Origin of the sequence: Loktanella sp. SALINAS62, assembly GCF_018263905.1 — a bacterium.
Lineage (GTDB): Bacteria > Pseudomonadota > Alphaproteobacteria > Rhodobacterales > Rhodobacteraceae > Loktanella.
The window spans coordinates 394,202-414,694 of record NZ_JAAFZU010000001.1; the positions used below are offsets into that span (position 1 = coordinate 394,202).

The window sequence follows — 20,493 nt, forward strand, 5'->3', positions numbered from 1 at the left end:
GAGTCAACAAGTGCTTAATCACGTCAAACCATTGAAAATACAGAACTTCGTCGCTTTTACGACGTAGACCGCCGCCGTGCACCACGCGATAGACATTCAACCGTTCGGTTGACGGTTTGCACGTTACAGGACTAACGCTGTGCATGGCTTCCAATCTTGACACCACTTTTGCAGCACTGGCCGATCCGACGCGGCGCGCGATCCTGTCGATGCTGCTGGAAGACGACATGGCCGTCACCGACGTGGCAGAACCGTTTCAGATGTCGCTGGCCGCGATTTCCAAGCATCTGGGCGTGCTGACGGCCGCCGGTCTGATCTCTCAGGAAAAGCGGGGGCGCGTCAAATGGTGCAAACTAGAACCTGACGCGCTGCATGCCGCCGCAGTCTGGATGCAGGCGTTCGGCATGATGGGGCCGCTGGATCTGGACGCGTTCGAAGGGTTCTTGCAACGCGAACTGGACATGAAAACGCCGCCAACTGCGGATGCAGCCGACGGCGATTGAATTGCAGCCTAGGCTTTGATCAAAGCACGAATTGGATGATCGCAAGCACAATAACGACAAGCCCGACGATGTAGATAATGTTTCGCATTTCCGTTCACCTTTTCTTGAGTTCACAGGCTAACTGCCCCCGACCACGTTTGGTTCCGTGGCTGTTCGTCCACTGACCGCACTATCGTCGCGCAACAGTAGGAATAACGCCAGAACAGTCAAACCTATACCAATCAGGATCAACGCGGGCGGTGCCTGTTCACCCAGCGCCAACTGCCAACAGATCACCCATGACGGCGTCAGATAGGTATAGGCCATGACCTTTGCACTTGGCAGGCGGACCGCCGCGAATTGCAGCAGGGCAAAGGTCGATGCCGATGCCGCCACGGAAATATAGGCCAGTGTGATCCAAACAATGGCAGGCAGGTCGGCCCAAGGCGTCGCCACGATGTCGGCCCATGCATAGACGGTCAACAGCAGCGCCCCCGCCAACAGCGTGCCACAGGCAAAGATCAGCGTGCCTTCGCCGCGCTTTACCAGCGGGACCATCGGCGTATAAAGCGCATGCCCAATGCAGCCGATAAAGAAAATCGCCTCGCCTTTACCCACATCAAGAGCGCGCACCGCTCCCCAATCCGCGCGAAAGATCACCCAAAGCGCCCCAACCCCACCGATCGACAACGCCAGTGCCATGCGCCCCGTCAGACGTTGCCGCAACAACAGCCAGCCAAAGCCTGCCGCCATGATCGGCGTCAGCGTGAACACGGCAGAGGTGCTGACCGGCGGCGCTGTTTTCAGACCTTCGAACATGGTGGCGAAATAAACGCTCATCAGTGCGGCCAGCACGAAATACCGCCAAGGCGCGCGAAATGCCGACCGCTCGATTTGCCCCGTCGCCGCGGACGCTGCCAGCAGCACCAGCCCTGCGACCCAGAACCGGGCGGCGGTCATCACGACGGGATCGATGTCGTTGGCCGCCAGACTGCCCAGCGCGAAACTGCCCGCCACCAACGCGGAAAAAGCAAGCATTGCCAGATGCCCGGCACGTCCGTCAGGTATCAAGCTTGGCGTCCTTGACCCAGTCTTTCAGAAAGGACACGAAGGCCTGCACCTTTTTGCTGCGGTGCAGGTCCACATGCGTCACGACCCAGACATCGACGGCCCATTCGTCGGGTGCCTCGATCACGGGCACCAGTTCGGGCATCGTCATCAGGTTAAGACTGGCCATGAAACCGATCCCTGCACCCGCCAAAATGCCCTCTCTGATGACGCGGTCGTCAGAGGAACGCAGGATGCGACGATCTTCGGGTACACGGTCGAACAGCCACCGGTAAAACGGCGCGCGATGGTCATTATCGACGTGGGTGACGAAATCATGGTGTGCCAGATCGGCCTCGGACGTGACCGTACCATTTTTTTCCAGATAGCCCTGGGTCGCCACAAGTGCAGGTTTGATGCGAAACAAGGGCTGTACGACGTTGTCGGGTTCGGATGGACGGTTGCCCGCGCGGATCGCGACATGCGCTTCGCCGTATTCAAGCCGGAACACGCGATGATCGGTCAGGATACGGGCACGAATGTCAGGATATTCGACACGGAAATCGGTCATGATCGACGCCAGCACCCCGCCGAAATCAGCCAGCGACGTGACGGTCAGATCGCCGGACACGCCTTCGCCCTGCCCCTTGATCCGGCCCGCAAGCTGCGTGAACTGATCGTCGGTTGTCTGCGCCACCTGCAACAGATCGGTGCCCGCATCCGTCGGCGTATAGCCACGTGCATGGCGCTGAAACAGTTTGACGCCCAGTCGCTGTTCCAGCGCATCAATATGCCGGATCACAGTCGCATGGTGGACCCCAAGTTTTTCTGCGGCACCACTGACTGTGCCCGCCCGCGCCACCTGAAAGGCCGTGCGGATTTCATCCCAACTGTCCATATCGCTCTTTCATTCGCCGTGACATTGCACGCACGCAGGGTCAGGTATTTCGCGGCTTTGCGCAATCACCAATGATCACCCCGCCTTGACCGCATGGCTGGTGTCGCACAGTTTAACGGACATGACGTCGTTCAAGCAACGTATCCTGCGCATTCACGCGTGGACGGTCCAGAAACCGGCGCTGGCCATTGTGCGTCACGTCGGCCTGTTGCGTCAGCTGTTCACGCTAAGCGCGATCATCGCAAACAAGACGCCCCCCGGCCTGTCTGTGACGCCACTCACGCTCGGGGGATGCCGGGCCTATGCCTGCGACACGGGGCACGCCACCCCGAACGGCACCACGCTGTATCTGCATGGCGGTGGATTCGTGATCGGCAACCTGCGGACCTATCAGCATCTTGTCGCGCGGCTGGGCAAGGCTGCGGGCACGCGGGCGATTTTTCTGGATTACAGGCTTGCGCCCGAACATCCGTTTCCAGCGGCCATTGACGATGCAGAAGCGGCTTGGCGCGCCTTGTCCGACGATCCCGACGCCGGGCCGTTGACCTTGGCCGGGGACAGTGCGGGCGGCAATCTGGCGCTGGCGCTGCTGCACCGCATTGTGGCAAACGGGCTGACCCGACCGTGCGCCGTCGCGGCCCTGTGTCCGGTCACGGACCTGCGTTTGCAGAACCCGTCACTGACAGCAAACCGCAAGACCGATCCGCTGGTTTCGGCCCGTTGGGGCCGCCGCAGCGTTGCGGCCTATCTGGCGGGGGCGGACCCGATGCGGCCCGATGCCTCGCCGATCATGGGGAATTTCACCGGTGCGCCACCGGTGCTGATCCATACCGACCGGTCAGAGATCCTGAACGATGATGCGCACCGGATGGCAGAAGTCCTGCGTGCGCAAGGCGTCGATGTCACATTGACCGAAACGGATGGTCTGTATCATGTATGGCACCTGAATGTCGGTCGCACGATAGAAGCAGACCAAAGCATCGCAGAGATCGGCGCGTTTCTGGCAGATGCGGTCAAAGGAGGCTGAATGACACTCTTGATCCTGATCCTGCGGATCGCCCTGACGGTGGCGTTTCTATATTATGGCTTGCGCAAACTTGTCGGCGGCACGGCTGATGTGGCGGTCTATGACGCGCTTGGGTTTGGCCAATGGCCGCGCCCGATCACCGGCAGCGTAGAGGTCATTTGCGCGATCGGGCTGTGGGTGGTGGGGTTTCAGGGCATTGCGGCGCTGGGGCTATTGGTGACGGTGCTGACCGGCACGGCAGCGTTAAGCCTGTTCACGACCCTGCCCCGCGCGCACATGTTTGCACTGATCGCAGGTGCGGCGGTGCTTGTGTGGTACGACATGGCCGATATCCTGCTGTTCCTGCCACAGACTTGACTCTGCGGTGCGACAGCCGTAATCCGCGACCAACACCCGGAAGTCTGATCTTCCGGTCCCCGCTTCAGGGGATCGCCCTCCGTCAGCGCGTTGCGCCCACGGGGGCGCTACCGCATTGAGCGTTCGTACCTATATGGTCCGCAACGCAACCGACGACAGGACGACCCATGTTCGAGAATCTTTCCGACCGGCTATCAAGCGTCTTTGACCGTCTGACAAAACAGGGCGCGCTGTCCGAAGACGATGTAAAAACCGCCCTGCGCGAAGTCCGCGTTGCCCTGCTGGAAGCCGACGTTTCGCTGCCCGTGGTCCGCGATTTCATCAAGGCGGTCGAAGCAAAGGCAACCGGTCAGGCGGTCACCAAATCGATCACACCCGGCCAGCAGGTCATCAAGATCGTCCATGACGAATTGCAGCACATGCTGTCCGGCGACGAAGACCCCGGCAAGCTGAAAATCGACAACCCGCCCGCGCCGATCCTGATGGTCGGACTTCAAGGGTCGGGTAAAACCACGACCACCGCCAAACTGGCGAAACGGTTGAAGGACCGCGAAGGCAAAAAGGTCCTGATGGCTTCGCTGGATACCAACCGCCCCGCCGCGATGGAACAGTTGGCGATCCTTGGCACGCAGATCGGCGTCGATACCCTGCCAATCATCATTGGTGAAACACCGGTTCAGATTGCCAAACGCGCCAAAACTCAGGCGTCACTGGGTGGCTACGATGTCTACATGCTGGATACGGCGGGACGTCTGCACATCGACGCCGAACTGATCGCCCAAGCGGCAGAGGTGCGCGACATCGCCAACCCGCGCGAAACGCTGCTGGTGGTCGATGGTCTGACAGGTCAGGACGCGGTCAACGTCGCAAAGGAATTCGACGACAAGATCGGCGTGTCCGGTGTCGTGCTGACCCGGATGGACGGCGACGGTCGCGGCGGTGCCGCCTTGTCGATGCGCGCCATCACCGGCAAGCCGATCCGGTTCGTGGGCCTTGGCGAAAAAATGGACGCCATCGAAACCTTTGAGCCGCAACGCATCGCGGGCCGTATCCTGGGCATGGGCGACATCGTGGCGCTGGTTGAAAAGGCGCAGGAAACGCTGGAAGCCGAACAGGCCGAACGCATGATGAAGCGGTTCCAGAAGGGCCGTTTCAACATGAACGACCTGAAGATGCAGCTGGACCAGATGCTGAAAATGGGCGGCATGGAAGGCATGATGGGAATGATGCCCGGCATGAACAAGATGAAGGGCCAGATGGACAAGGCCGGGATCGACGACCGCATCCTGAAACGCCAGATCGCGCTGATCAACTCCATGACCAAAAAGGAACGTGCCAACCCCGAACTGCTGGCCGCCAGCCGCAAGAAGCGGATCGCGCAGGGTGCCGGCCTAGAAGTGTCGGAACTGAACAAGCTGGTGAAACAGCACCGTCAGATGGCCGACATGATGAAAAAGATGGGCAAGGGCGGCATGCTGAAGCAGGCGATGAAACAGATGATGGGCAAGGGCGGCGCCATGCCCGACATGAACGATCCCGCCGCCATGCAGGAAGCTGCAAAAGCAATGCAGGGCCGGATGCCGCAGGGTGGCCTGCCCGGTCTGGGTGGCGGTTCGGCATTGCCCCCCGGTCTGTCCGGTTTCGGCAAGAAGAAATAAACCATGACCCCGTCGTCTGCCCTGCCCAGCCGTTTGCTAACCTGCGCCCCGGTGTTGACCACCGGGCGTCTGGTGTTGCGCGGCCCGCAGGACAGCGACCTTGATGCGCTGACCGACATGATGACGCAATCCAGCCGCATGGGCGCTGTTGGCGGCAATGGCACCCCGACCGAAGCGTGGCGCGCGTTCATTTCCGGCATCGGTCACTGGCAGATGCGCGATTTCGGGTTTTTCACGATCACCGACCGCGCGACGGGCAAGACCTATGGCCGCTGCGGCCTGCTGCGCCATGTGGGATGGCCCGAAACCGAACTGGCCTATCACCTGTTCGACGGTGCCGAAGGCCGCGGAATAGCATACGAGGCCGCTGTCGCCGTACGCCACTGGGCTGGCGAGGTACTGGGTCTTGGGCCGCTGGCGTCGTTCATTGGACCGACGAACGCGCGCAGCCGCGCGCTGGCCAGACGGCTGGGCGCCATCGAAGAAGACGTGCAGACCATCGACGGCGACGAAGCGCTTGTGCATCGCCATCTGGCGCATGATGCACCGCTGGCCCGTGCCCAATGGCTGGAGGTGTCGCAATGATCGACGACAATCTGCAGACCGCGCGCCTGATCCTGCGCCGCCCGAATGGGTCCGACTGGCCTGCGTTTCGTGATTTCATGCTGTCTGACCGTGGCGCGCGTTTCGGCCACACGACAGCAGGTGCGGCATGGCGCAGTTTTGCCGCCGAATTGGGACACTGGCAGATTTTTGGCCATGGCATGTGGGCCGTCACGCAGCGCGGGTCCGATGCCATCGTGGCACTGATCGGCCCCTGGACACCACCGGACTGGCCCGAACCCGAAATCGGTTGGATGGTGCTGGACCCCGCCATCGAAGGCCAGGGTATCGCCACAGAAGCGGCCAAGGCCGCGATCCTGCACGCGTTCTCGACGCTCGGCTGGACCACGGCAGTCAGCTATATCGCCACGGACAATTCCCGCTCTGCCGCACTTGCCGCGAAATTGGGCGCAACACCCGATCCATCCGCCACACCGCCCGCCGCTTATCCGGGTCAGGTCGTCTGGCGACACCCCCGGCCAAAGGAACTGACATGACACTACATCCCTGGGAAACACCGCCGCAAGGACAAGCCGCCGTCGCCGTCGAACGCATCGGGCAATCGCTGCCCCGCATCGCATCGGACCATTGCGTTCTGCGCGGCCCCTACATGGAAGATTTCGACGTCTTCGCCGATCTTGTGACGTCGGATCGGGGGCGCTATGTTTCTGGCCCGCTGACACGCGAAGGCGCGTGGGACGATTTCATCCAGTTGACCGCAAGCTGGATCCTGCGCGGGTGCGGGTTGTGGACCGTCGAACATCAGGACGACAAGCGCGTTTTGGGTTTTGTCCTGCTGGGTCACGAAACCGGCGACCCGGAACCCGAACTTGGCTTTTTGTTCACCGCAGAAGCCGAAGGCGCAGGCTATGCGTTTGAAGCGGCTGAAAAGGCGCGCAACAACGCGTGGAACGCACTGAGCTTTGAGACGCTGGTCAGCTATATCGACCCCGAAAACGACCGGGCGATCGCGCTGGCAAAACGTCTGGGCGCCGAAAAGGTGCAAGGCGAAATGCACGACGGCTGCGAAATCTGGCGCCACCCGCGGCCGGAGTATGACCTGTGACCCAAGACGCCGCCAGCCGTGCCGCAGAGCTTTTGAAGGACCACCGCGCCAGCATCGACCGGCTGGACGCGATCCTTGTCTATACGCTGGGCGAACGCTTCAAGCATACGCAGGCCGTGGGCCACCTGAAAGCGCAGCACGACCTGCCACCGTCCGACCCACAGCGCGAGGCGACGCAAATCGCCCGGCTTACCGATCTTGCGAAACGGGCCGATCTGGACCCGGAATTCGCCAAGAAATTCCTGAATTTCATCATTCAGGAAGTCATCCACCACCACGAACAACACAAATCCTGACGGCGCTGCCGTCGACAAAGCCAAGAAAAGGAAAACTCTCATGGCCATGAAAATTCGTCTCGCACGCGGCGGTTCCAAAAAGCGTCCGTATTATTCCATCGTTGCTGCCGACAGCCGCATGCCGCGTGACGGTCGTTTCAAGGAAAAGCTGGGCACCTATCAGCCGATGCTGTCCAAGGACGATGAAAACCGTGTCCGGATGGACATGGAACGCGTGCAGTACTGGCTGGGCCAGGGCGCAGAACCCACAGACCGCGTGGCCCGTATGCTGGAAGCCGCAGGCCACCTGCCCAAGAAAGACCGTGCCAACCTGAAAAAAGGTGAGCCGGGCAAGGCCGCCAAGGCACGCGCTGAAGAAAAAGCAGCCAAGCAGGCCGCCATCGACGAAGCTGTAAACGCCCCCGCCGAAGAAGCACCGGCAGAAGAAGCAGCCGCAGAAGAGTAAGCCGCTTTTCCGCGCTGGATCAGGGCCCGTCGTGCTGATGCACGGCGGGCCTTTTTCGTGGTGAAACCTATTCCGCAGGGTCGGGTGACGCGTTAGGGTGCGGTCGGCCCTTTGCGTGGGGTCGTGGTGCGTAATCGAAAGACCAGACATGACAGAAACGGTAATTGTGGGCCGGATCGGCGGCTCTTTCGGCGTCAAGGGCGAAGTGCGGATCAAATCGTTCTGCGCGGACCCGCAGGACATCGCGGATTATGCGCCGCTGACAACCGAAGATAACCGGGTCTTTGCCCAGATGGTTTTGACGGGGCAGACCAACGGCGGCTTTACCGCGCGGCTGGACGGCGTCATCACGAAAGAAGACGCCGACGCGCTGCGCAACGTCGATCTATATGCGCCACGCGACGCGCTGCCGACCTTGCCCGACGACGAATATTATTACACCGATCTGGTCGGCCTGACCGTGGTGGATACCGGCGGCGTAACGCTGGGCACCGTGGCCCGCGTGGTCGATCACGGCGCGGGGGATTTACTGGATATCGCGGTGTCGGGCAGGTCCGAAACGGTCTTGTTGCCGTTCACCCGTGCAGCCGTGCCGACTGTCGACCTGACAAGCCGCAGGATCGTGGCGGACCCGCCGGACGGCCTGTTCGACGCATGAGGCGGATTTTCGTCCACCCGGGTTTTCACAAGACAGGGACCAGTTCGATCCAACATTTCCTGTGGTTCAACCGCGAAACACTGGAACCTTTTGCCGCCCCCGTCATGCTGCGCCACATGAAACCGTTGCTACAGGTCATCGGTCGATTTTCACGCACGCTGAACCCGCTGGATTTGATGGATTACGTGGCGCGGCTGGACGACGCCTTTGCCGTGGCGGCCCCCCGCGACGATCAGAACATCATCGTGTCCTGCGAAGGCTTGCTGGGCAATCTGCCCGGCGGCCCCGGCGTCACGGGCTATGACGCAGCGCCGACGCTTGCAAGCTATCTGACAGGGTATCTGGCGGAACGGTTTCCAGACGCGGAACAACACATGATCCTGTCCACCCGCGATGCCGATGGCTGGCTGTTCAGCACCTATCGCCACCTTCTGCGCGGGCACCGTATGACGCTGGACCGTGCTGCATTCGCAACGCTTCTTTCCAGCACGGTCGATCTGGACGAAACCGTGGCAGAGGTGTCGGACGCCATCGCACCGATCCCGACGCTTACGCTGCCAATGGCGCAGGCGGCCATGCACCCGCTTGGCCCCGGCGGGGCATTTTGCGCGCGGATCGGCGTGCCGGACGACATCATGGACCGATTGCAGCCCGTCGGCGCAGGCAACGCCGGACCCGATGACGCGCTGTGGCAGCAATTCCTGACGCTGAACCGCAGCACGCTGTCCGACCGCGCCGTGAGCGCCGAAAAGGAACGTCTGGCGCAGGATGCGAACCTTGGGGGCTGGCGATTTGCATGATCCGGTGCGCGTCATCGTTCATCCCGGATTTCACAAGACCGGGACATCCAGCCTGCAAAGCTATCTGCACCGTCACCGTGCCGCACTGGCACCCTATGTCGCGTTTTACGGCAAGGACGATTTCCTGAAGGCGGGCAGCGCCGCGCGCATCTATGCGCAAAAGCCGTTTCCATGGCGGCTGCGTGCGTTCAGGCGGCGGCTGGACGCCTTTTTGACCAGCATCCCGGACGCCCCCGTCATCATGCTGAGCCGCGAGACATTCAGCGGTGCGATGCCGGGACATCGGCGGATGCTGGGCCGTACGATCACCGGCTATCACGGGGTCGCCGTGCCGCTGGGACGCCAGATTATCGCTGCATTGCAGGCGCGGTTCGGGCCACAGGTCCAGATCACATTCGTCTATACCCTGCGCGACCGCGAGGGTTGGATCAGATCCGTCTATGGCCATCTGCTGCGGTCGATCCATCTGACACAGGATTTCGACGCGTTCCGCGCGCGTTTTCCCGACCTGATGGACCCCGCGGCAGAGGCGCGCCGCATCGTGGCCACGCTGGGGGTTGCGGACGCGCATTATTTCGATCTGGCCGACATCGGGTCGCGGCGCGAGGGTCCGGCAAGCGCGATCCTTGATCTACTGGATGTGCCGTCAGCGGTCAGGGCCGCCCTGCCCCCTGCGGGCCGTGCGAACAGCGGCCAGACTGCCCCGATGGAACAGGTCTTTCTGGACATGAACCGGGCGGGCGGCCCAAAGGCCGATCTGAAACGACGCAAAGACGCCATGTTACGCGACGCACGCCGCCGCTGACGGAACCTGCATATCCCGAGCCGCGTTTTGTGTTCAACGAAACGTTATCCAAAGGAATGCATCATGATCGAACTGATCATCACCCTGCTTGTCATTGCTGCTATTGCCGCCCTGCTGGGATTTGGCCGAATCAGCGGGATCGCCCTGTCTGGCGCAAAAATCCTGATCCTTGTGGTTCTGGTCCTGTTCTTGCTGGTGTTGTTCGGCTTCATCGCGCTGGCATAAAGGGACGTGCCAATTGGCCCGCGCCGCGCTATAGCGCCGGCCATGACTGACACGCCCCGATCCGCTGGCCGCAAGACCATCCGCCCGACGCTGCAACCGCGCGAACTGATGACCGATGCGCCTGACCTGTCCGGCGTGTGGACGGCACAGGTGCTGACGCTGCTGCCCGAAGCCTTTCCCGGTATTCTGGGCGAAAGCCTGATCGGACGTGCGCTGAAAGACGATTTGTGGCAATTGCAGATCACCGATTTGCGCACCTATGGCGAAGGCAAGCATCGCAACGTCGATGACACCCCCGCAGGCGGCGGCGCAGGCATGGTGTTGCGCGCTGACATCCTGGACCGGGCGCTGCGCGATGTGCGGGCCGGGTCGCGGGGCCGCAATCCGTTGATTTACCTGACACCGCGCGGACGCGCCATGACACAGGCACTGATGCACAAGCTGGCAACCAGCGATGGCGTCACCCTGTTATGTGGCCGTTTCGAAGGTGTCGATGAACGCGTGATCGAAGCCCACGACGTGATAGAGGTCAGTCTGGGCGACTTTGTCATGACCGGCGGAGAGATCGCTGCAATGGCCTTGATAGATGCGACGGTCCGGCTTATACCCCGCGTGCTTGGGAATCAAGCATCGGTAGAGGAGGAATCCTTCTCTCACGGATTGCTTGAACATCCACAGTACACGAAACCTGCCGACTGGAACGGTCGCGCGATACCCGAAGTGCTTCTATCGGGACATCACGCGAAAATCACCGACTGGCGGCGGGCACAGGCCGAAAGGCTGACAAAGGAACGCAGACCTGACCTCTGGCGGGCTTATTGTGCGGTGCATGGTAGGGACCCGGATGAAGACCGAGAGCTCTGAGGTTCGCATAAACGTCGCGGGAAAACCCGTGCTATCATAGGAGCGCATGATATGGATATCATCGCACAGATCGAAGCGGAGCAAATTGCTGCGCTGGGGAAAACCATCCCCGATTTCAAAGCGGGTGACACCATCCGCGTCGGTTACAAAGTGACCGAAGGCACCCGCACACGGGTTCAGAATTACGAAGGCGTCTGCATCGCCCGCAAGAACGGCAAAGGCATTGCCGGATCGTTCACGGTCCGCAAGATTTCCTTTGGCGAAGGCGTGGAACGTGTGTTCCCGCTGCATTCGACCAACATCGACGAAATCACCGTCGTCCGCCGCGGCAAGGTCCGCCGGTCCAAGCTGTATTACTTGCGCGCACGTCGCGGCAAATCGGCGCGTATCGTGGAAATGTCGAACTACAAGCCCCGCAACGACGCATAAGGACGGACATCATGAAAAAAGACATCCATCCCGATTACCACACGATCGACGTCAAGATGACGGACGGCACCGTGGTTCAGATGAAATCCACCTGGGGCAAGGAAGGCGATCAGATGTCGCTGGATATCGACCCTTCGGTCCACCCCGCCTGGAACGGCGGCACATCCCGCCTGATGGATTCCGGCGGCCGCGTGTCCAAGTTCAAGAGCAAATACGCCGGTCTGGGCTTCTAAGCCAACCGCGCCAGACAAACGACAAACGCCGCCCCACGGGGCGGCGTTTTGCGTTCTGGGAGAGTTTTTTCTAAGGGTGCCTATATGGGGCCTTGCGGTAAAGATCGACCTGTGCCACAAAGCTATCAGCGCAAACGGCCTCAGTCGCAGCGCAAGCGACAAAAGTCGCAGGAAACCTCAATTAAGGAACTCAGCCATGGCAAATCCGATTAACTTTTCCCTTGAAGACCGACACTTGGAGCAGGATCCCAATCTGTCGAAATTCAACTTCGATCCGGGCAGTTTTCGTAACATCTACGAAAGTGAGACTGGCAGAGATATTGAGAAGGCGCTTACATCTCATGTTGGAATAGCCTGCCTGATAGGGGCGATTGCCGCCGCCCCAACAAGGCCAGCAGTAGTTTCCACCGAATGGATCGTCGAGCACAGATGCGATCATATCGCGTTTGAAGACGAGTACAAAAAAATGACAGGTCGTATGATCAGGCAAATCGTCGAACATATTGGTGGAAAATTTGTACGACGCGGCGTTCGGATCAATGTAGAGTCGCGCTATGGATCAGGAGCCATCTACCGGTTCGATTGAATAGGAAAGGATCGCCGCCGTATAACTGGCGGCGATCCATGACGTTACATCGTCCCCAGCGCTTTCCGGCAATCTTCTGCGGTCTCGCGGCACATCTTGGCACAGCGTTTGCAGTGGTCGTCCTCGTGTTGTTCGCACATGGCGGCGCAGGTTTCACAGGCCTGAATGCACAGTTCCAGCGTGGCCTTGATGATGGCTACGTTTTCACCGGTGCGGCGGGTGGCGACGCGGTAGGTGGCGGTGCAAATGTCGGAACAATCCATGCACAGGCGGATGCACTGGCGGCGATCCTCTTCTTCTGCCGAACAGGCATCGGCGCAGGAATTGCAGATCGCGGCGCAATACATGGCGTAACGCACGGCTTGCGTCAGCGGTTCGTTGTCGTGGCCTGCGACGTCGGGATGTTCGGCAATCATTTCCTTGATGGACATTCGATCTCTCCTGTCTGGGTTGTGTTATTCAACACGCCCATCGACAGAGTGTTCCCGAACGAAAAAGGCGCGCCACCGGGGCGCGCCTTGATCAATTATGCGGCAGAGGAACGACCGCCACCGCTGCGACGGCGACGCTGGCCGCCGCCCGGTTTGGCGTTGGTGTGACCCGGCTTGTTCTGGGTCTGGGTCTTGGGTTTGCCCGCACCAGCGGCGCGGGGTGCACCACGACCACGGCCACCGCCGCCACCGCCACCATTCGGGCGTTTTTTCTGGCCCGGCTGGATTTCCCAGCGACGGCCCGTAGCGGTCGGGATCGTGTCCTTCATCGCCTTTTCGATATCTTGCAGTTCGATCATCTCGTCCGGGGCGACCAAGGCGACGGCACTGCCGTCGGCTCCCGCGCGCGCCGTCCGCCCGATCCGGTGAACGTAGTTTTCCGCGACGTTCGGCAGATCGAAATTGTAGACATAAGCCACGTCGGGAATATCCAGACCGCGTGCGGCGACGTCCGTGGCGACCAGCACCCGAACCTTGCCCTGCTTGAACGATTCAAGCGCGCGGTCACGCTGGCCCTGGCTTTTGTTGCCGTGGATCGATGCTGCGGCGAAGCCCTTGTTTTCCAACTGCTTGTAGATTTTTTCACAGCCGTGCTTGGTCCGGCCAAACACGATGGCCAGCTCGTCGCGGTGTTTGTCCAACAGTTCGACCAGCAGGTCGAATTTCGCAGCCTGCGCCACAAAATGCACCGATTGTTCGATCTTCTTGACGGCCTGACCCGGCGGGTTGACCTGCACGCGGACCGCATCCTTGAGGTAGGTATCCGCCAGCTCGCTCATCAATTTGGGCATGGTTGCGCTGAACATCATGGTCTGGCGATCTTTTGCCAGCAACGGGGCGATCCGGCGCAACGCGTGAATGAACCCCATGTCCAGCATCTGATCGGCTTCGTCCAGAACCAGGTAAACCGTTTCGTCCAGACGCACGGCGCGACGGTCCAGCAGGTCAATCAACCGGCCGGGGGTCGCAACCAGCAGGTCGACACCATTTTGCAAACGCTTTGTCTGCGCGGTGATCCCGGCACCACCGACGACCAGCGCGACCTTCAGGTGCGTGCCTTGGGTGTAGTTGGTCAGATTGTCGGAAATCTGCTTTGCCAATTCGCGTGTCGGCGCAAGGATCAGGCCGCGCACGGTCTTGGGTGCGGGTTTGGTGCCCGTTTTCATCAATGCGTCGATCATCGGCAGACCAAAGGCTGCCGTCTTGCCGGTGCCGGTCTGGGCCAGGCCCATGACGTCGCGGCCCTGCATGGCGTAGGGGATCGCCTGTTTCTGAATGGGGGTGGGATCGGTGATGCCCTGTTCGGCAAGCTTTTCCACCAGACGGGGCGCGAGGCCCAACATGTCGAAATCCATAATAACTCTTTCCGGGACCGAACGGCCCCTTGCGGCACACGACGGACGTGTGCGGCGCAGATGGGTCGCTGCAAGAGTATCGTCCACGCCGAATTGCCCGGACGCCGCTTGCGGCGCTGGACCCCCTGCGTGACCGTGGGAACCTGAAAATACGACGGCGATCTTGCGGGGCATTGTGCGCCCGGCCCTGCTCACGCGGCAGGATCAACCGTCTGCATGCCACATGGCCTGTCGCACACGATATGTCAACAGCCACGACAAAAGCGGATGCGCCTGCCTGCTTGCGCTTTTATTGCATCGACACACAAGATAGGGTGCGATCAACCAACAGAAGGGCAGAGACGTGGCGCATATCATCGTGGTCGGCAACGAAAAGGGTGGTGCCGGCAAATCGACTGTCGCGATGCATGTCGCCACCGCGCTGGCGCGGATGGGGCACCGGGTCGGCACGCTGGATCTGGATATGCGGCAAAAGTCGCTGGGCCGCTACATGCTGAACCGGCAAACCTATCTCAAAGACGAAGGTCTGGACCTGCCGTCACCCACCTATGCCGAGCTGCCCGAAATTGATCAGGACAGCATCGGTCCGAACGAAAATATTTATGATCACCGCCTGTCAAAGGCCGTGGCGGCACTGGAACCCACATCGGATTTCATCCTGATCGACTGCCCCGGCAGCCATACCCGGCTAAGCCAGGTTGCGCATTCGCTGGCCGACACGCTGCTGACCCCGCTGAACGACAGCTTTGTTGATTTCGATCTGCTGGCGCATGTCGACACGGCGGGCGAGCAGATCACCGGGCCATCGGTCTATTCGGAAATGGTCTGGAACGCACGGCAGTTGCGGGCGCAGGCCGGGCTGTCACCGATCGACTGGGTCGTGGCGCGCAACCGCGTTGGCGCGCAGCAGATGGTCAACAAGGACAAGATGGAACGCGTGATCGAAAAACTGGCCCGTCGCATCGGGTTTCGCATCGCGCCCGGTTTCAACGAGCGCGTCATTTTTCGTGAACTGTTCCCGCGTGGCCTGACCCTGCTGGATTTGCGCGACATCGGCGTAAAGAACCTGAACATCTCGAACGTGGCGGCACGGCAGGAGTTGCGCGAATTGATCAAGGCGCTGAACCTGCCGGGCGTCACCGCCGATTTCTAGGCATCCAGAAACGCCGCAACATCCGACAACATGATCCGCGCCTCTGGCAGCGATCCCGGCCACAGATGCCACATGTGGAACAAATCCGGCACGGTGCGCAGGCAAACCTCTGCCCCTGCCAATGCGGCGGCGCGCGCCAGCAGCAAACTGTCGTCGAGCAGGATTTCCGTCAGGCTGGTATAGATCATCAGCGGCGGCAGCCCCGTGAGATCTCCCAGCAACGGCGACACTTCCGGATCGTCCGTGGCGCGATCGCCAAAGGCCAGTTTGGCCAGATGTGTGTCCTGCGCATCCTTGTTCATCAGGTCCGTGTCGCCGTTGCGGGTCCGGGACTGACTGGACCCGTTGCGATCGGTATTGGGCGACAACAGCACAAGCCGCCGGATGTCCGCCCCCCGTTGCGCCAGCACCAACGCCAGGTGCCCGCCCGCACTGTCACCCACGACCCGCGCGCCCGGCAGCGCCTTTAGCACCTGATCGACTGCGCAGTGAATTGTGGGCCAGCCGTGTTCCGGTGCCAGTGGATAATCCGGCACAAAAACGCGGCTATCCGCCAGATTTGCAAGGTAGTCTGCACAGGCCGCATGGCTGATCGACCCGCCAAAGACGTATCCGCCCCCGTGCAGCCAGACAATCACGTCATCCCCCTGCCCGAACCAGCGACCGGCACAGCCACCCACCGTTGCAAGCGGTGGCAGCTCTCGTGGGTCGGGCCAGCGGGTCAGCGTATCAAACGCCGCGCGCATGTCTTCGGGCGACCCGTCCACAGGGGTTCGCCGGATGTGCCGTTCCAATGCAGCGCGTGACATCAGACGTTAATGGACCCGACGGCCCCCCCATCGACGCGGTAATTCGAACCGGTGACGAATGATGCAAGTTCCGAACACAAGAATGCGACGACGGGTGCGACCTCTTCAACCTTGCCGCGCCGGTTCAGCACCAGATAGGGACGTTCCTCTTTCAAAAAGCTTGTGACCGCATCATCAAAACTGACGCCACGTTCTTTCGCCCGCTTTTCCATCATACCATCGGTCATCGGTGTTTCGATGAATGCGGGTGAAACGCAATTTACCAACAGCCCTTTGCCAGAATGCTGCATCGCCACGGATTTCGCAAAGCTGAGCAGGGCCGATTTAGAGGCGTTATAGACGGTTTCATCGGGATAGGGTTGGGCCACGTTTTCAGACGTCAGAAACACGACCCGGCCCCAGCCGCGTTCGATCATCGGCGGACACAGATGGCGCGCCAGCCGGACACCTGACAAAAAGTCGACGTTCAGCGCGTCGACCCAGTCTTCCTCGCTCATGGTCAGCGGGTCGCCTTTGCCACCCGTGACGCCTGTCGCGTGGACAACGATGTCAAACCCGGTGCCGACCTCATTGACCAGGGCGTGCACACCTTTGACACTGGATAGATCGGCGGTGACACCGGTGATACCCAGCGCGTCTGCGGTTTCGGCGACGCCGTCGGCATCCAGATCGGTCAGGGTGACAGCGACACCCGCTTCCATCAGCAGCTTGATCGTTTCCAGTCCGATGCCACCCGTGCCGCCAGTCACCAGCGCAGTCTTGCCTTTGATACCCAAGTCCATGGGTTGCTCCTAACAAATGATACCCATGCCAACAGGGCCAGTGGCCGATCTGTTCCATGCGATCACCATAGGTGCGACAAAGTGCGCCCTACGGACCAAGGGGGGGGCGTAGGTGACCTTGCCCGGGATCACGTCTTGATTAGGTAAGGTCGCGGGGTTGAGTGTTGACGCGATCTGGCTGTCACCGATCCACCTGTCGCCAATCGCGCATGATCCGCTGATTACCGCAGACGGCGCGGCGCGGGACGCGGCAGGCTGGTCCGGCGGCGTGTTGCCGCTGTAGCAGCCAGCGCCCCCAATCCGAATGCTGCCGCGACGATACCGCCCGCAACCAGTTTGCGGGCGGTATCGCCGTCGACCGTCAGGGCAGATGGCTTGATCGGTCCGCTGAAATCGCCATCGGCAGAGGCGTGGCGCGCCACCGGCGCGAACAGGTTGTCATCATCAGGCACAGCCCAGGCCGGCGTGTCGCTTTCCTGCATTTCTATTCCGTTGTCGGCCAGTGTGCGGTCGATGTAGTTCGGCAAAAGCATGTCACCGAACATCAGTTTCAGAACTGATTTGCCCACCAGCACCTCTCGCAGGTTGCCGTCGATGGCCTTGAGCACCGCTGTCGCCGCGACTTGCGGATCATAGACAGGGGCGGCAGGGCGGGGTTTGTAATTCAGCCGGTTACGCGCCCATTCGAACTGCGGTGTGTTCATCGCGGGCAGTTGCACCAGCGACAGATGCAGGCCGGGCCGATCTTGCATGACTTCTGACCGGATTGCCCCAACGAACCCGTTGATCGCATGTTTCGATGCGACATAGGCCGATTGGCCCGGCACCGGACGATAGGCCAGACCAGACCCGACATGGACGATGTTGCCATGCCACATGTGCTGCAACGCCAATCGCGTACCATTCACCTGACCCAGAAAGGTCGTCCGCACGATGCGTTCGAATTCGTCCACCTCCATGTCGGTAAAGCGCGAAAAGGCGGTGCTCATCGCGCAATTGACCCAGACCTTGGGCGCGCGGTCGGCGCATAATGTCTGCACAGCCGCAGAAAGCGCTGCGGCGTCGCCGACATCGGCGGCAGCGGTCTGGACGCGGCCCACCATATAATCACTGCGTAACTGGTCCAGCCGGTCCTGCCCGCGCGCCACGACACCGACGGTCATCCCACGCGACGCCAATGCGTCAACGATACTGCGTCCAACACCCGCTGTGCCGCCCAATACGATTGCATCGGTCATTCGAAACCCCTGTTGCTGCCGCACGCGACGTCGCGTGCATTGGAACAGAAGCGTTGTGCCGCGGCCGAAGTTCCCCTCAGCCCTTGCCTTTCCACGGGACAAGCAGCCGTTCCGCCCAGCGCATCAGCATGTCGATGCCGAAACCGATGATCCCGATCAGGATGATACCCAGCAGCACGATATCGGTATTCTGGAACTTGGACGCGACCATGATCATCATGCCAGCGCCCTTTTCCGCCGCGACCAATTCCGCCGCCACAACGGTGCCCCAACAGACGCCCATCGCCACGCGGGCTGCGGTAAAGATTTCCGGCAGCGAATTGGGGATGATGACGTGCCGCAGGATCTGCGCCTTGGACGCACCCAGCGAATAGGCGGCGTGGACCTTGCTGATGGCGACACCGGACACGCCCGACCGCGCGCCGATCGCCATGATCCAAAGGGCGGCAAGAAACAGCAAAATGACTTTGCCGACCTCTCCGATGCCGGCCCAGATGATGACCAGCGGGATCAGGGCCAACGGTGGCACCGGGCGCATGAATTCGACAATCGGATCGAACCAGCCGCGAAACCAGTTCGACAGGCCCATCGCATAGCCCAGTGGTATGCCCACGATGGCACCGCAGACGAACCCGGTCACGACCCGGAACAGCGACCAGCCCAGATGCCCCAGCAGTGATGTACCGCGAAATCCGTTGACCGCCACATCATAGGTGCGGGCCGCGACCTCTTCGGGGGCGGGCAGATAAAGCGATTCCATCTGCCAGCCTGCGGCGGGGGTAAAGTTCGGCGTGCCCTTGTCTGAAATGGTGACGCTGCCGCCCGCGACCTGCACCGTGCCACCGGGCGACACCGGCTGTCCGTCGACGGCTACAACCTGCGCGCCGTCGTCGCGGGTCAATTCATCGTTGCGGTCGACAGCGACCAGCACGTTGCGCCATTGCGCGACGGTGGCGCTGTCGTTCTTGGCAAACCCGTCACCGGGTTCGACATCCGGCGCGTCGGGGTTTTCGGATCGGGGGTGGACGACGACGGTGACCGTTGCATCATCGGTTTGCCCGTCCAGCGCCGCCGTATAGGTAAATGACGTCGTGCCCAGAAACGGGCCCGGCGCGTGCAGAAACTGCGGGATCAACGCAGAGCCCGTGAACATGCACCACAGCAAGAAAATCGTCAGGACAGAAATGACACCTGCAGCCCGGTTCGGGCGCACGGCGCTTTCGTCACCAAAGGTCACGGTTTTCAGCGCGGCATAATCCGATGTCGCCCGTGCGCCGGTCAACTTTGTCACGATGACATAGGCGGCCACGAAGATGCCGACGTAAAGTGCAAGGATGATCATGCCGCAGGCCCAGTCGTTCCCATGATCTCGGCTTCCATGTCCCAGATCATGTTCAGAATTTCCTCTCGCCGGGTGGCGAAATCGGGGTGTTTCTTGACCTCTCGCAGGTCGGCATCGACGCCCATTGCCGCAAACGGCAAATTGTATTCCTTGTGGATACGGCCCGGGCGCGGGGCCATCACGATCAGCCGTTCACCCAAAAGCAGCGCTTCTTCGACGGAATGGGTGATCAGAATGATCGTCTTGCCGGTTTCCTGCCACAGCTTCAGCACCAGGCTTTGCATTTTTTCGCGGGTCAGCGCATCCAGCGCGCCCAGCGGTTCATCCATCAAGATCACGTCAGGATCGTTGGCCAGACAACGGGCCAATGCCACACGTTGCTGCATCCCGCCCGACAATTCATAGACCATCTTTTCTTTGAAATCCTGCAAGCCTACGACGTTTAGCAGGTGATCGACCTCTGACCGGTAATCCTTGGCCTTGCGGCCCGCCATGCGGGGACCGAAACTGACGTTGTCGCGCACGCTCATCCATTCGAACAGCGCGCCCTGCTGAAACACCATGCCGCGTTCCGCGTCTGGTCCAGTGATCCGGTGGCCGTTCAGCGTCATCTGACCAGCGGTCGGCGCCAGAAAGCCCGCGACGATATTCAAAAGGGTGGTCTTGCCGCAGCCGGATGGGCCCAGCACGCTTAGCAATTCGCCCGCCTTCAGATCGAGGCTGACATCCTGCAAAGCCTGCACATGCCCGCCATCTGGCAGGTCAAAGCGCATCGATAGATTTTCGATATGAAGTCCCGACATGTCCTGCCTTGTCAGTGGTGTTGCGGCAGGTCGGACCAGCC

27 protein-coding genes are annotated in these 20,493 nt (G+C 60.9%); 18 read left to right on the forward strand and 9 right to left on the reverse strand.

Annotation, left to right across the window (positions count from 1 at the left end):
- Window positions 1-143: 143 nt before the first annotated feature.
- Window positions 144-503, forward strand: coding sequence for a metalloregulator ArsR/SmtB family transcription factor (locus tag GZH79_RS01935; RefSeq protein WP_211641442.1), 360 nt, complete (start codon window positions 144-146; stop codon window positions 501-503).
- A gap of 117 nt (window positions 504-620) precedes the next feature.
- On the opposite strand, the gene GZH79_RS01940 is transcribed toward GZH79_RS01935, so the two are convergent.
- Together GZH79_RS01940 and GZH79_RS01945 are read right to left on the reverse strand one after the other, a co-directional pair.
- Entirely contained in the window at window positions 621-1,550 is a 930-nt protein-coding gene (locus GZH79_RS01940; protein ID WP_349291147.1) for a DMT family transporter, read from the reverse strand.
- Window positions 1,543-2,427, reverse strand: a complete 885-nt coding sequence (locus GZH79_RS01945; protein ID WP_211641443.1) for a LysR family transcriptional regulator — start codon at window positions 2,425-2,427, stop codon at window positions 1,543-1,545. Before GZH79_RS01945 ends, GZH79_RS01940 begins: the two co-directional genes overlap by 8 nt.
- 121 nt (window positions 2,428-2,548) lie before the next feature.
- On the opposite strand from GZH79_RS01945, the gene GZH79_RS01950 reads away from it, so the two are divergent.
- From GZH79_RS01950 to GZH79_RS02025, 16 genes are all read left to right on the forward strand, one after another.
- Entirely contained in the window at window positions 2,549-3,454 is a 906-nt protein-coding gene (locus GZH79_RS01950) for an alpha/beta hydrolase (protein WP_211641444.1), read from the forward strand.
- Window positions 3,455-3,811 carry a DoxX family protein gene (locus tag GZH79_RS01955; RefSeq protein WP_211641445.1) on the forward strand — a complete coding sequence of 119 codons (357 nt, stop codon included), beginning with the start codon at window positions 3,455-3,457 and terminating at the stop codon, window positions 3,809-3,811.
- Window positions 3,812-3,978: 167 nt separating this feature from the next.
- Complete coding sequence (gene ffh / locus GZH79_RS01960) at window positions 3,979-5,469, forward strand: signal recognition particle protein (protein ID WP_211641446.1); 1,491 nt, start codon at window positions 3,979-3,981, stop codon at window positions 5,467-5,469.
- A 3-nt stretch (window positions 5,470-5,472) separates the two neighbouring features.
- Window positions 5,473-6,054 carry a GNAT family N-acetyltransferase gene (locus tag GZH79_RS01965; protein ID WP_211641447.1) on the forward strand — a complete coding sequence of 194 codons (582 nt, stop codon included), beginning with the start codon at window positions 5,473-5,475 and terminating at the stop codon, window positions 6,052-6,054.
- Window positions 6,051-6,569: a GNAT family N-acetyltransferase gene (locus tag GZH79_RS01970; protein WP_211641448.1), complete on the forward strand. Its 519-nt coding sequence runs from the start codon at window positions 6,051-6,053 to the stop codon at window positions 6,567-6,569. The genes GZH79_RS01965 and GZH79_RS01970 overlap by 4 nt, the downstream gene beginning before the upstream one ends.
- The gene (locus GZH79_RS01975; protein WP_211641449.1) at window positions 6,566-7,138 is read left to right on the forward strand and encodes a GNAT family N-acetyltransferase; all 573 of its coding nucleotides are present in this window, start codon (window positions 6,566-6,568) and stop codon (window positions 7,136-7,138) included. Before GZH79_RS01970 ends, GZH79_RS01975 begins: the two co-directional genes overlap by 4 nt.
- On the forward strand, window positions 7,135-7,434 hold the full coding sequence (locus GZH79_RS01980; protein ID WP_211641450.1) for a chorismate mutase: 300 nt from the start codon (window positions 7,135-7,137) through the stop codon (window positions 7,432-7,434). Before GZH79_RS01975 ends, GZH79_RS01980 begins: the two co-directional genes overlap by 4 nt.
- A gap of 40 nt (window positions 7,435-7,474) precedes the next feature.
- The gene (rpsP, locus tag GZH79_RS01985; protein WP_211641451.1) at window positions 7,475-7,879 is read left to right on the forward strand and encodes a 30S ribosomal protein S16; all 405 of its coding nucleotides are present in this window, start codon (window positions 7,475-7,477) and stop codon (window positions 7,877-7,879) included.
- Between the two features lie 148 nt (window positions 7,880-8,027).
- Window positions 8,028-8,537, forward strand: coding sequence for a ribosome maturation factor RimM (gene rimM / locus GZH79_RS01990; RefSeq protein ID WP_211641452.1), 510 nt, complete (start codon window positions 8,028-8,030; stop codon window positions 8,535-8,537).
- A complete protein-coding gene (locus tag GZH79_RS01995; RefSeq protein WP_211641453.1) occupies window positions 8,534-9,337 on the forward strand; it encodes a hypothetical protein in 804 nt (267 codons plus the stop codon). Before rimM ends, GZH79_RS01995 begins: the two co-directional genes overlap by 4 nt.
- Window positions 9,315-10,142: a hypothetical protein gene (locus tag GZH79_RS02000; RefSeq protein WP_211641454.1), complete on the forward strand. Its 828-nt coding sequence runs from the start codon at window positions 9,315-9,317 to the stop codon at window positions 10,140-10,142. Before GZH79_RS01995 ends, GZH79_RS02000 begins: the two co-directional genes overlap by 23 nt.
- A 63-nt stretch (window positions 10,143-10,205) precedes the next feature.
- On the forward strand, window positions 10,206-10,367 hold the full coding sequence (locus GZH79_RS02005) for a DUF1328 family protein (RefSeq protein WP_211641455.1): 162 nt from the start codon (window positions 10,206-10,208) through the stop codon (window positions 10,365-10,367).
- Window positions 10,368-10,409: 42 nt separating this feature from the next.
- On the forward strand, window positions 10,410-11,231 hold the full coding sequence (trmD, locus tag GZH79_RS02010; RefSeq protein ID WP_211641456.1) for a tRNA (guanosine(37)-N1)-methyltransferase TrmD: 822 nt from the start codon (window positions 10,410-10,412) through the stop codon (window positions 11,229-11,231).
- Window positions 11,232-11,282: 51 nt separating this feature from the next.
- Window positions 11,283-11,660 (forward strand): 50S ribosomal protein L19, encoded by a 378-nt coding sequence (rplS, locus tag GZH79_RS02015; protein WP_211641457.1) that lies wholly within the window; start codon window positions 11,283-11,285, stop codon window positions 11,658-11,660.
- A gap of 11 nt (window positions 11,661-11,671) precedes the next feature.
- Window positions 11,672-11,893, forward strand: coding sequence for a 50S ribosomal protein L31 (rpmE, locus tag GZH79_RS02020; protein ID WP_211641458.1), 222 nt, complete (start codon window positions 11,672-11,674; stop codon window positions 11,891-11,893).
- 196 nt (window positions 11,894-12,089) lie between these two features.
- A complete protein-coding gene (locus GZH79_RS02025; protein WP_211641459.1) occupies window positions 12,090-12,479 on the forward strand; it encodes a hypothetical protein in 390 nt (129 codons plus the stop codon).
- Between the two features lie 44 nt (window positions 12,480-12,523).
- Here the strand turns inward: GZH79_RS02025 and GZH79_RS02030 are convergent, their stop codons facing one another.
- Window positions 12,524-12,910 (reverse strand): four-helix bundle copper-binding protein, encoded by a 387-nt coding sequence (locus GZH79_RS02030; RefSeq protein WP_211641460.1) that lies wholly within the window; start codon window positions 12,908-12,910, stop codon window positions 12,524-12,526.
- 95 nt (window positions 12,911-13,005) lie between these two features.
- The gene (locus GZH79_RS02035; protein WP_211641461.1) at window positions 13,006-14,325 is read right to left on the reverse strand and encodes a DEAD/DEAH box helicase; all 1,320 of its coding nucleotides are present in this window, start codon (window positions 14,323-14,325) and stop codon (window positions 13,006-13,008) included.
- A 343-nt stretch (window positions 14,326-14,668) separates the two neighbouring features.
- Here GZH79_RS02035 and GZH79_RS02040 point away from each other — a divergent pair, with 343 nt between their 5' ends.
- The gene (locus tag GZH79_RS02040) at window positions 14,669-15,478 is read left to right on the forward strand and encodes a division plane positioning ATPase MipZ (protein WP_211641462.1); all 810 of its coding nucleotides are present in this window, start codon (window positions 14,669-14,671) and stop codon (window positions 15,476-15,478) included.
- Here the strand turns inward: GZH79_RS02040 and GZH79_RS02045 are convergent.
- The 5 genes from GZH79_RS02045 to GZH79_RS02065 form a co-directional block, all read right to left on the reverse strand.
- On the reverse strand, window positions 15,475-16,287 hold the full coding sequence (locus GZH79_RS02045; protein WP_211641463.1) for an alpha/beta hydrolase fold domain-containing protein: 813 nt from the start codon (window positions 16,285-16,287) through the stop codon (window positions 15,475-15,477). The genes GZH79_RS02040 and GZH79_RS02045 overlap by 4 nt on opposite strands.
- Window positions 16,287-17,069: an SDR family oxidoreductase gene (locus tag GZH79_RS02050; RefSeq protein ID WP_211641464.1), complete on the reverse strand. Its 783-nt coding sequence runs from the start codon at window positions 17,067-17,069 to the stop codon at window positions 16,287-16,289. The genes GZH79_RS02045 and GZH79_RS02050 overlap by 1 nt, the downstream gene beginning before the upstream one ends.
- A 221-nt stretch (window positions 17,070-17,290) precedes the next feature.
- On the reverse strand, window positions 17,291-18,307 hold the full coding sequence (locus GZH79_RS02055; RefSeq protein ID WP_211641465.1) for an SDR family oxidoreductase: 1,017 nt from the start codon (window positions 18,305-18,307) through the stop codon (window positions 17,291-17,293).
- A 76-nt stretch (window positions 18,308-18,383) separates the two neighbouring features.
- Window positions 18,384-19,649, reverse strand: a complete 1,266-nt coding sequence (locus GZH79_RS02060) for an ABC transporter permease subunit (RefSeq protein ID WP_211641466.1) — start codon at window positions 19,647-19,649, stop codon at window positions 18,384-18,386.
- Window positions 19,646-20,452 carry an ABC transporter ATP-binding protein gene (locus GZH79_RS02065; protein ID WP_211641467.1) on the reverse strand — a complete coding sequence of 269 codons (807 nt, stop codon included), beginning with the start codon at window positions 20,450-20,452 and terminating at the stop codon, window positions 19,646-19,648. The genes GZH79_RS02060 and GZH79_RS02065 overlap by 4 nt, the downstream gene beginning before the upstream one ends.
- Between the last annotated feature and the right edge of the window lie 41 nt (window positions 20,453-20,493).

Bases quoted from the DNA above. Each gene is read 5' to 3' on its own strand.
- GZH79_RS01935 (WP_211641442.1), top strand. From the start codon at position 144: ATGGCTTCCAATCTTGACACCACTTTTGCAGCACTGGCCGATCCGACG.
- GZH79_RS01945 (WP_211641443.1), bottom strand. From the start codon at position 2,427: ATGGACAGTTGGGATGAAATCCGCACGGCCTTTCAGGTGGCGCGGGCG.
- GZH79_RS01950 (WP_211641444.1), top strand. From the start codon at position 2,549: ATGACGTCGTTCAAGCAACGTATCCTGCGCATTCACGCGTGGACGGTC.
- GZH79_RS01955 (WP_211641445.1), top strand. From the start codon at position 3,455: ATGACACTCTTGATCCTGATCCTGCGGATCGCCCTGACGGTGGCGTTT.
- ffh (WP_211641446.1), top strand. From the start codon at position 3,979: ATGTTCGAGAATCTTTCCGACCGGCTATCAAGCGTCTTTGACCGTCTG.
- GZH79_RS01965 (WP_211641447.1), top strand. From the start codon at position 5,473: ATGACCCCGTCGTCTGCCCTGCCCAGCCGTTTGCTAACCTGCGCCCCG.
- GZH79_RS01970 (WP_211641448.1), top strand. From the start codon at position 6,051: ATGATCGACGACAATCTGCAGACCGCGCGCCTGATCCTGCGCCGCCCG.
- GZH79_RS01975 (WP_211641449.1), top strand. From the start codon at position 6,566: ATGACACTACATCCCTGGGAAACACCGCCGCAAGGACAAGCCGCCGTC.
- rpsP (WP_211641451.1), top strand. From the start codon at position 7,475: ATGGCCATGAAAATTCGTCTCGCACGCGGCGGTTCCAAAAAGCGTCCG.
- rimM (WP_211641452.1), top strand. From the start codon at position 8,028: ATGACAGAAACGGTAATTGTGGGCCGGATCGGCGGCTCTTTCGGCGTC.
- GZH79_RS01995 (WP_211641453.1), top strand. From the start codon at position 8,534: ATGAGGCGGATTTTCGTCCACCCGGGTTTTCACAAGACAGGGACCAGT.
- GZH79_RS02005 (WP_211641455.1), top strand. From the start codon at position 10,206: ATGATCGAACTGATCATCACCCTGCTTGTCATTGCTGCTATTGCCGCC.
- trmD (WP_211641456.1), top strand. From the start codon at position 10,410: ATGACTGACACGCCCCGATCCGCTGGCCGCAAGACCATCCGCCCGACG.
- rplS (WP_211641457.1), top strand. From the start codon at position 11,283: ATGGATATCATCGCACAGATCGAAGCGGAGCAAATTGCTGCGCTGGGG.
- rpmE (WP_211641458.1), top strand. From the start codon at position 11,672: ATGAAAAAAGACATCCATCCCGATTACCACACGATCGACGTCAAGATG.
- GZH79_RS02025 (WP_211641459.1), top strand. From the start codon at position 12,090: ATGGCAAATCCGATTAACTTTTCCCTTGAAGACCGACACTTGGAGCAG.
- GZH79_RS02030 (WP_211641460.1), bottom strand. From the start codon at position 12,910: ATGTCCATCAAGGAAATGATTGCCGAACATCCCGACGTCGCAGGCCAC.
- GZH79_RS02035 (WP_211641461.1), bottom strand. From the start codon at position 14,325: ATGGATTTCGACATGTTGGGCCTCGCGCCCCGTCTGGTGGAAAAGCTT.
- GZH79_RS02045 (WP_211641463.1), bottom strand. From the start codon at position 16,287: ATGTCACGCGCTGCATTGGAACGGCACATCCGGCGAACCCCTGTGGAC.
- GZH79_RS02050 (WP_211641464.1), bottom strand. From the start codon at position 17,069: ATGGACTTGGGTATCAAAGGCAAGACTGCGCTGGTGACTGGCGGCACG.
- GZH79_RS02055 (WP_211641465.1), bottom strand. From the start codon at position 18,307: ATGACCGATGCAATCGTATTGGGCGGCACAGCGGGTGTTGGACGCAGT.
- GZH79_RS02060 (WP_211641466.1), bottom strand. From the start codon at position 19,649: ATGATCATCCTTGCACTTTACGTCGGCATCTTCGTGGCCGCCTATGTC.
- GZH79_RS02065 (WP_211641467.1), bottom strand. From the start codon at position 20,452: ATGTCGGGACTTCATATCGAAAATCTATCGATGCGCTTTGACCTGCCA.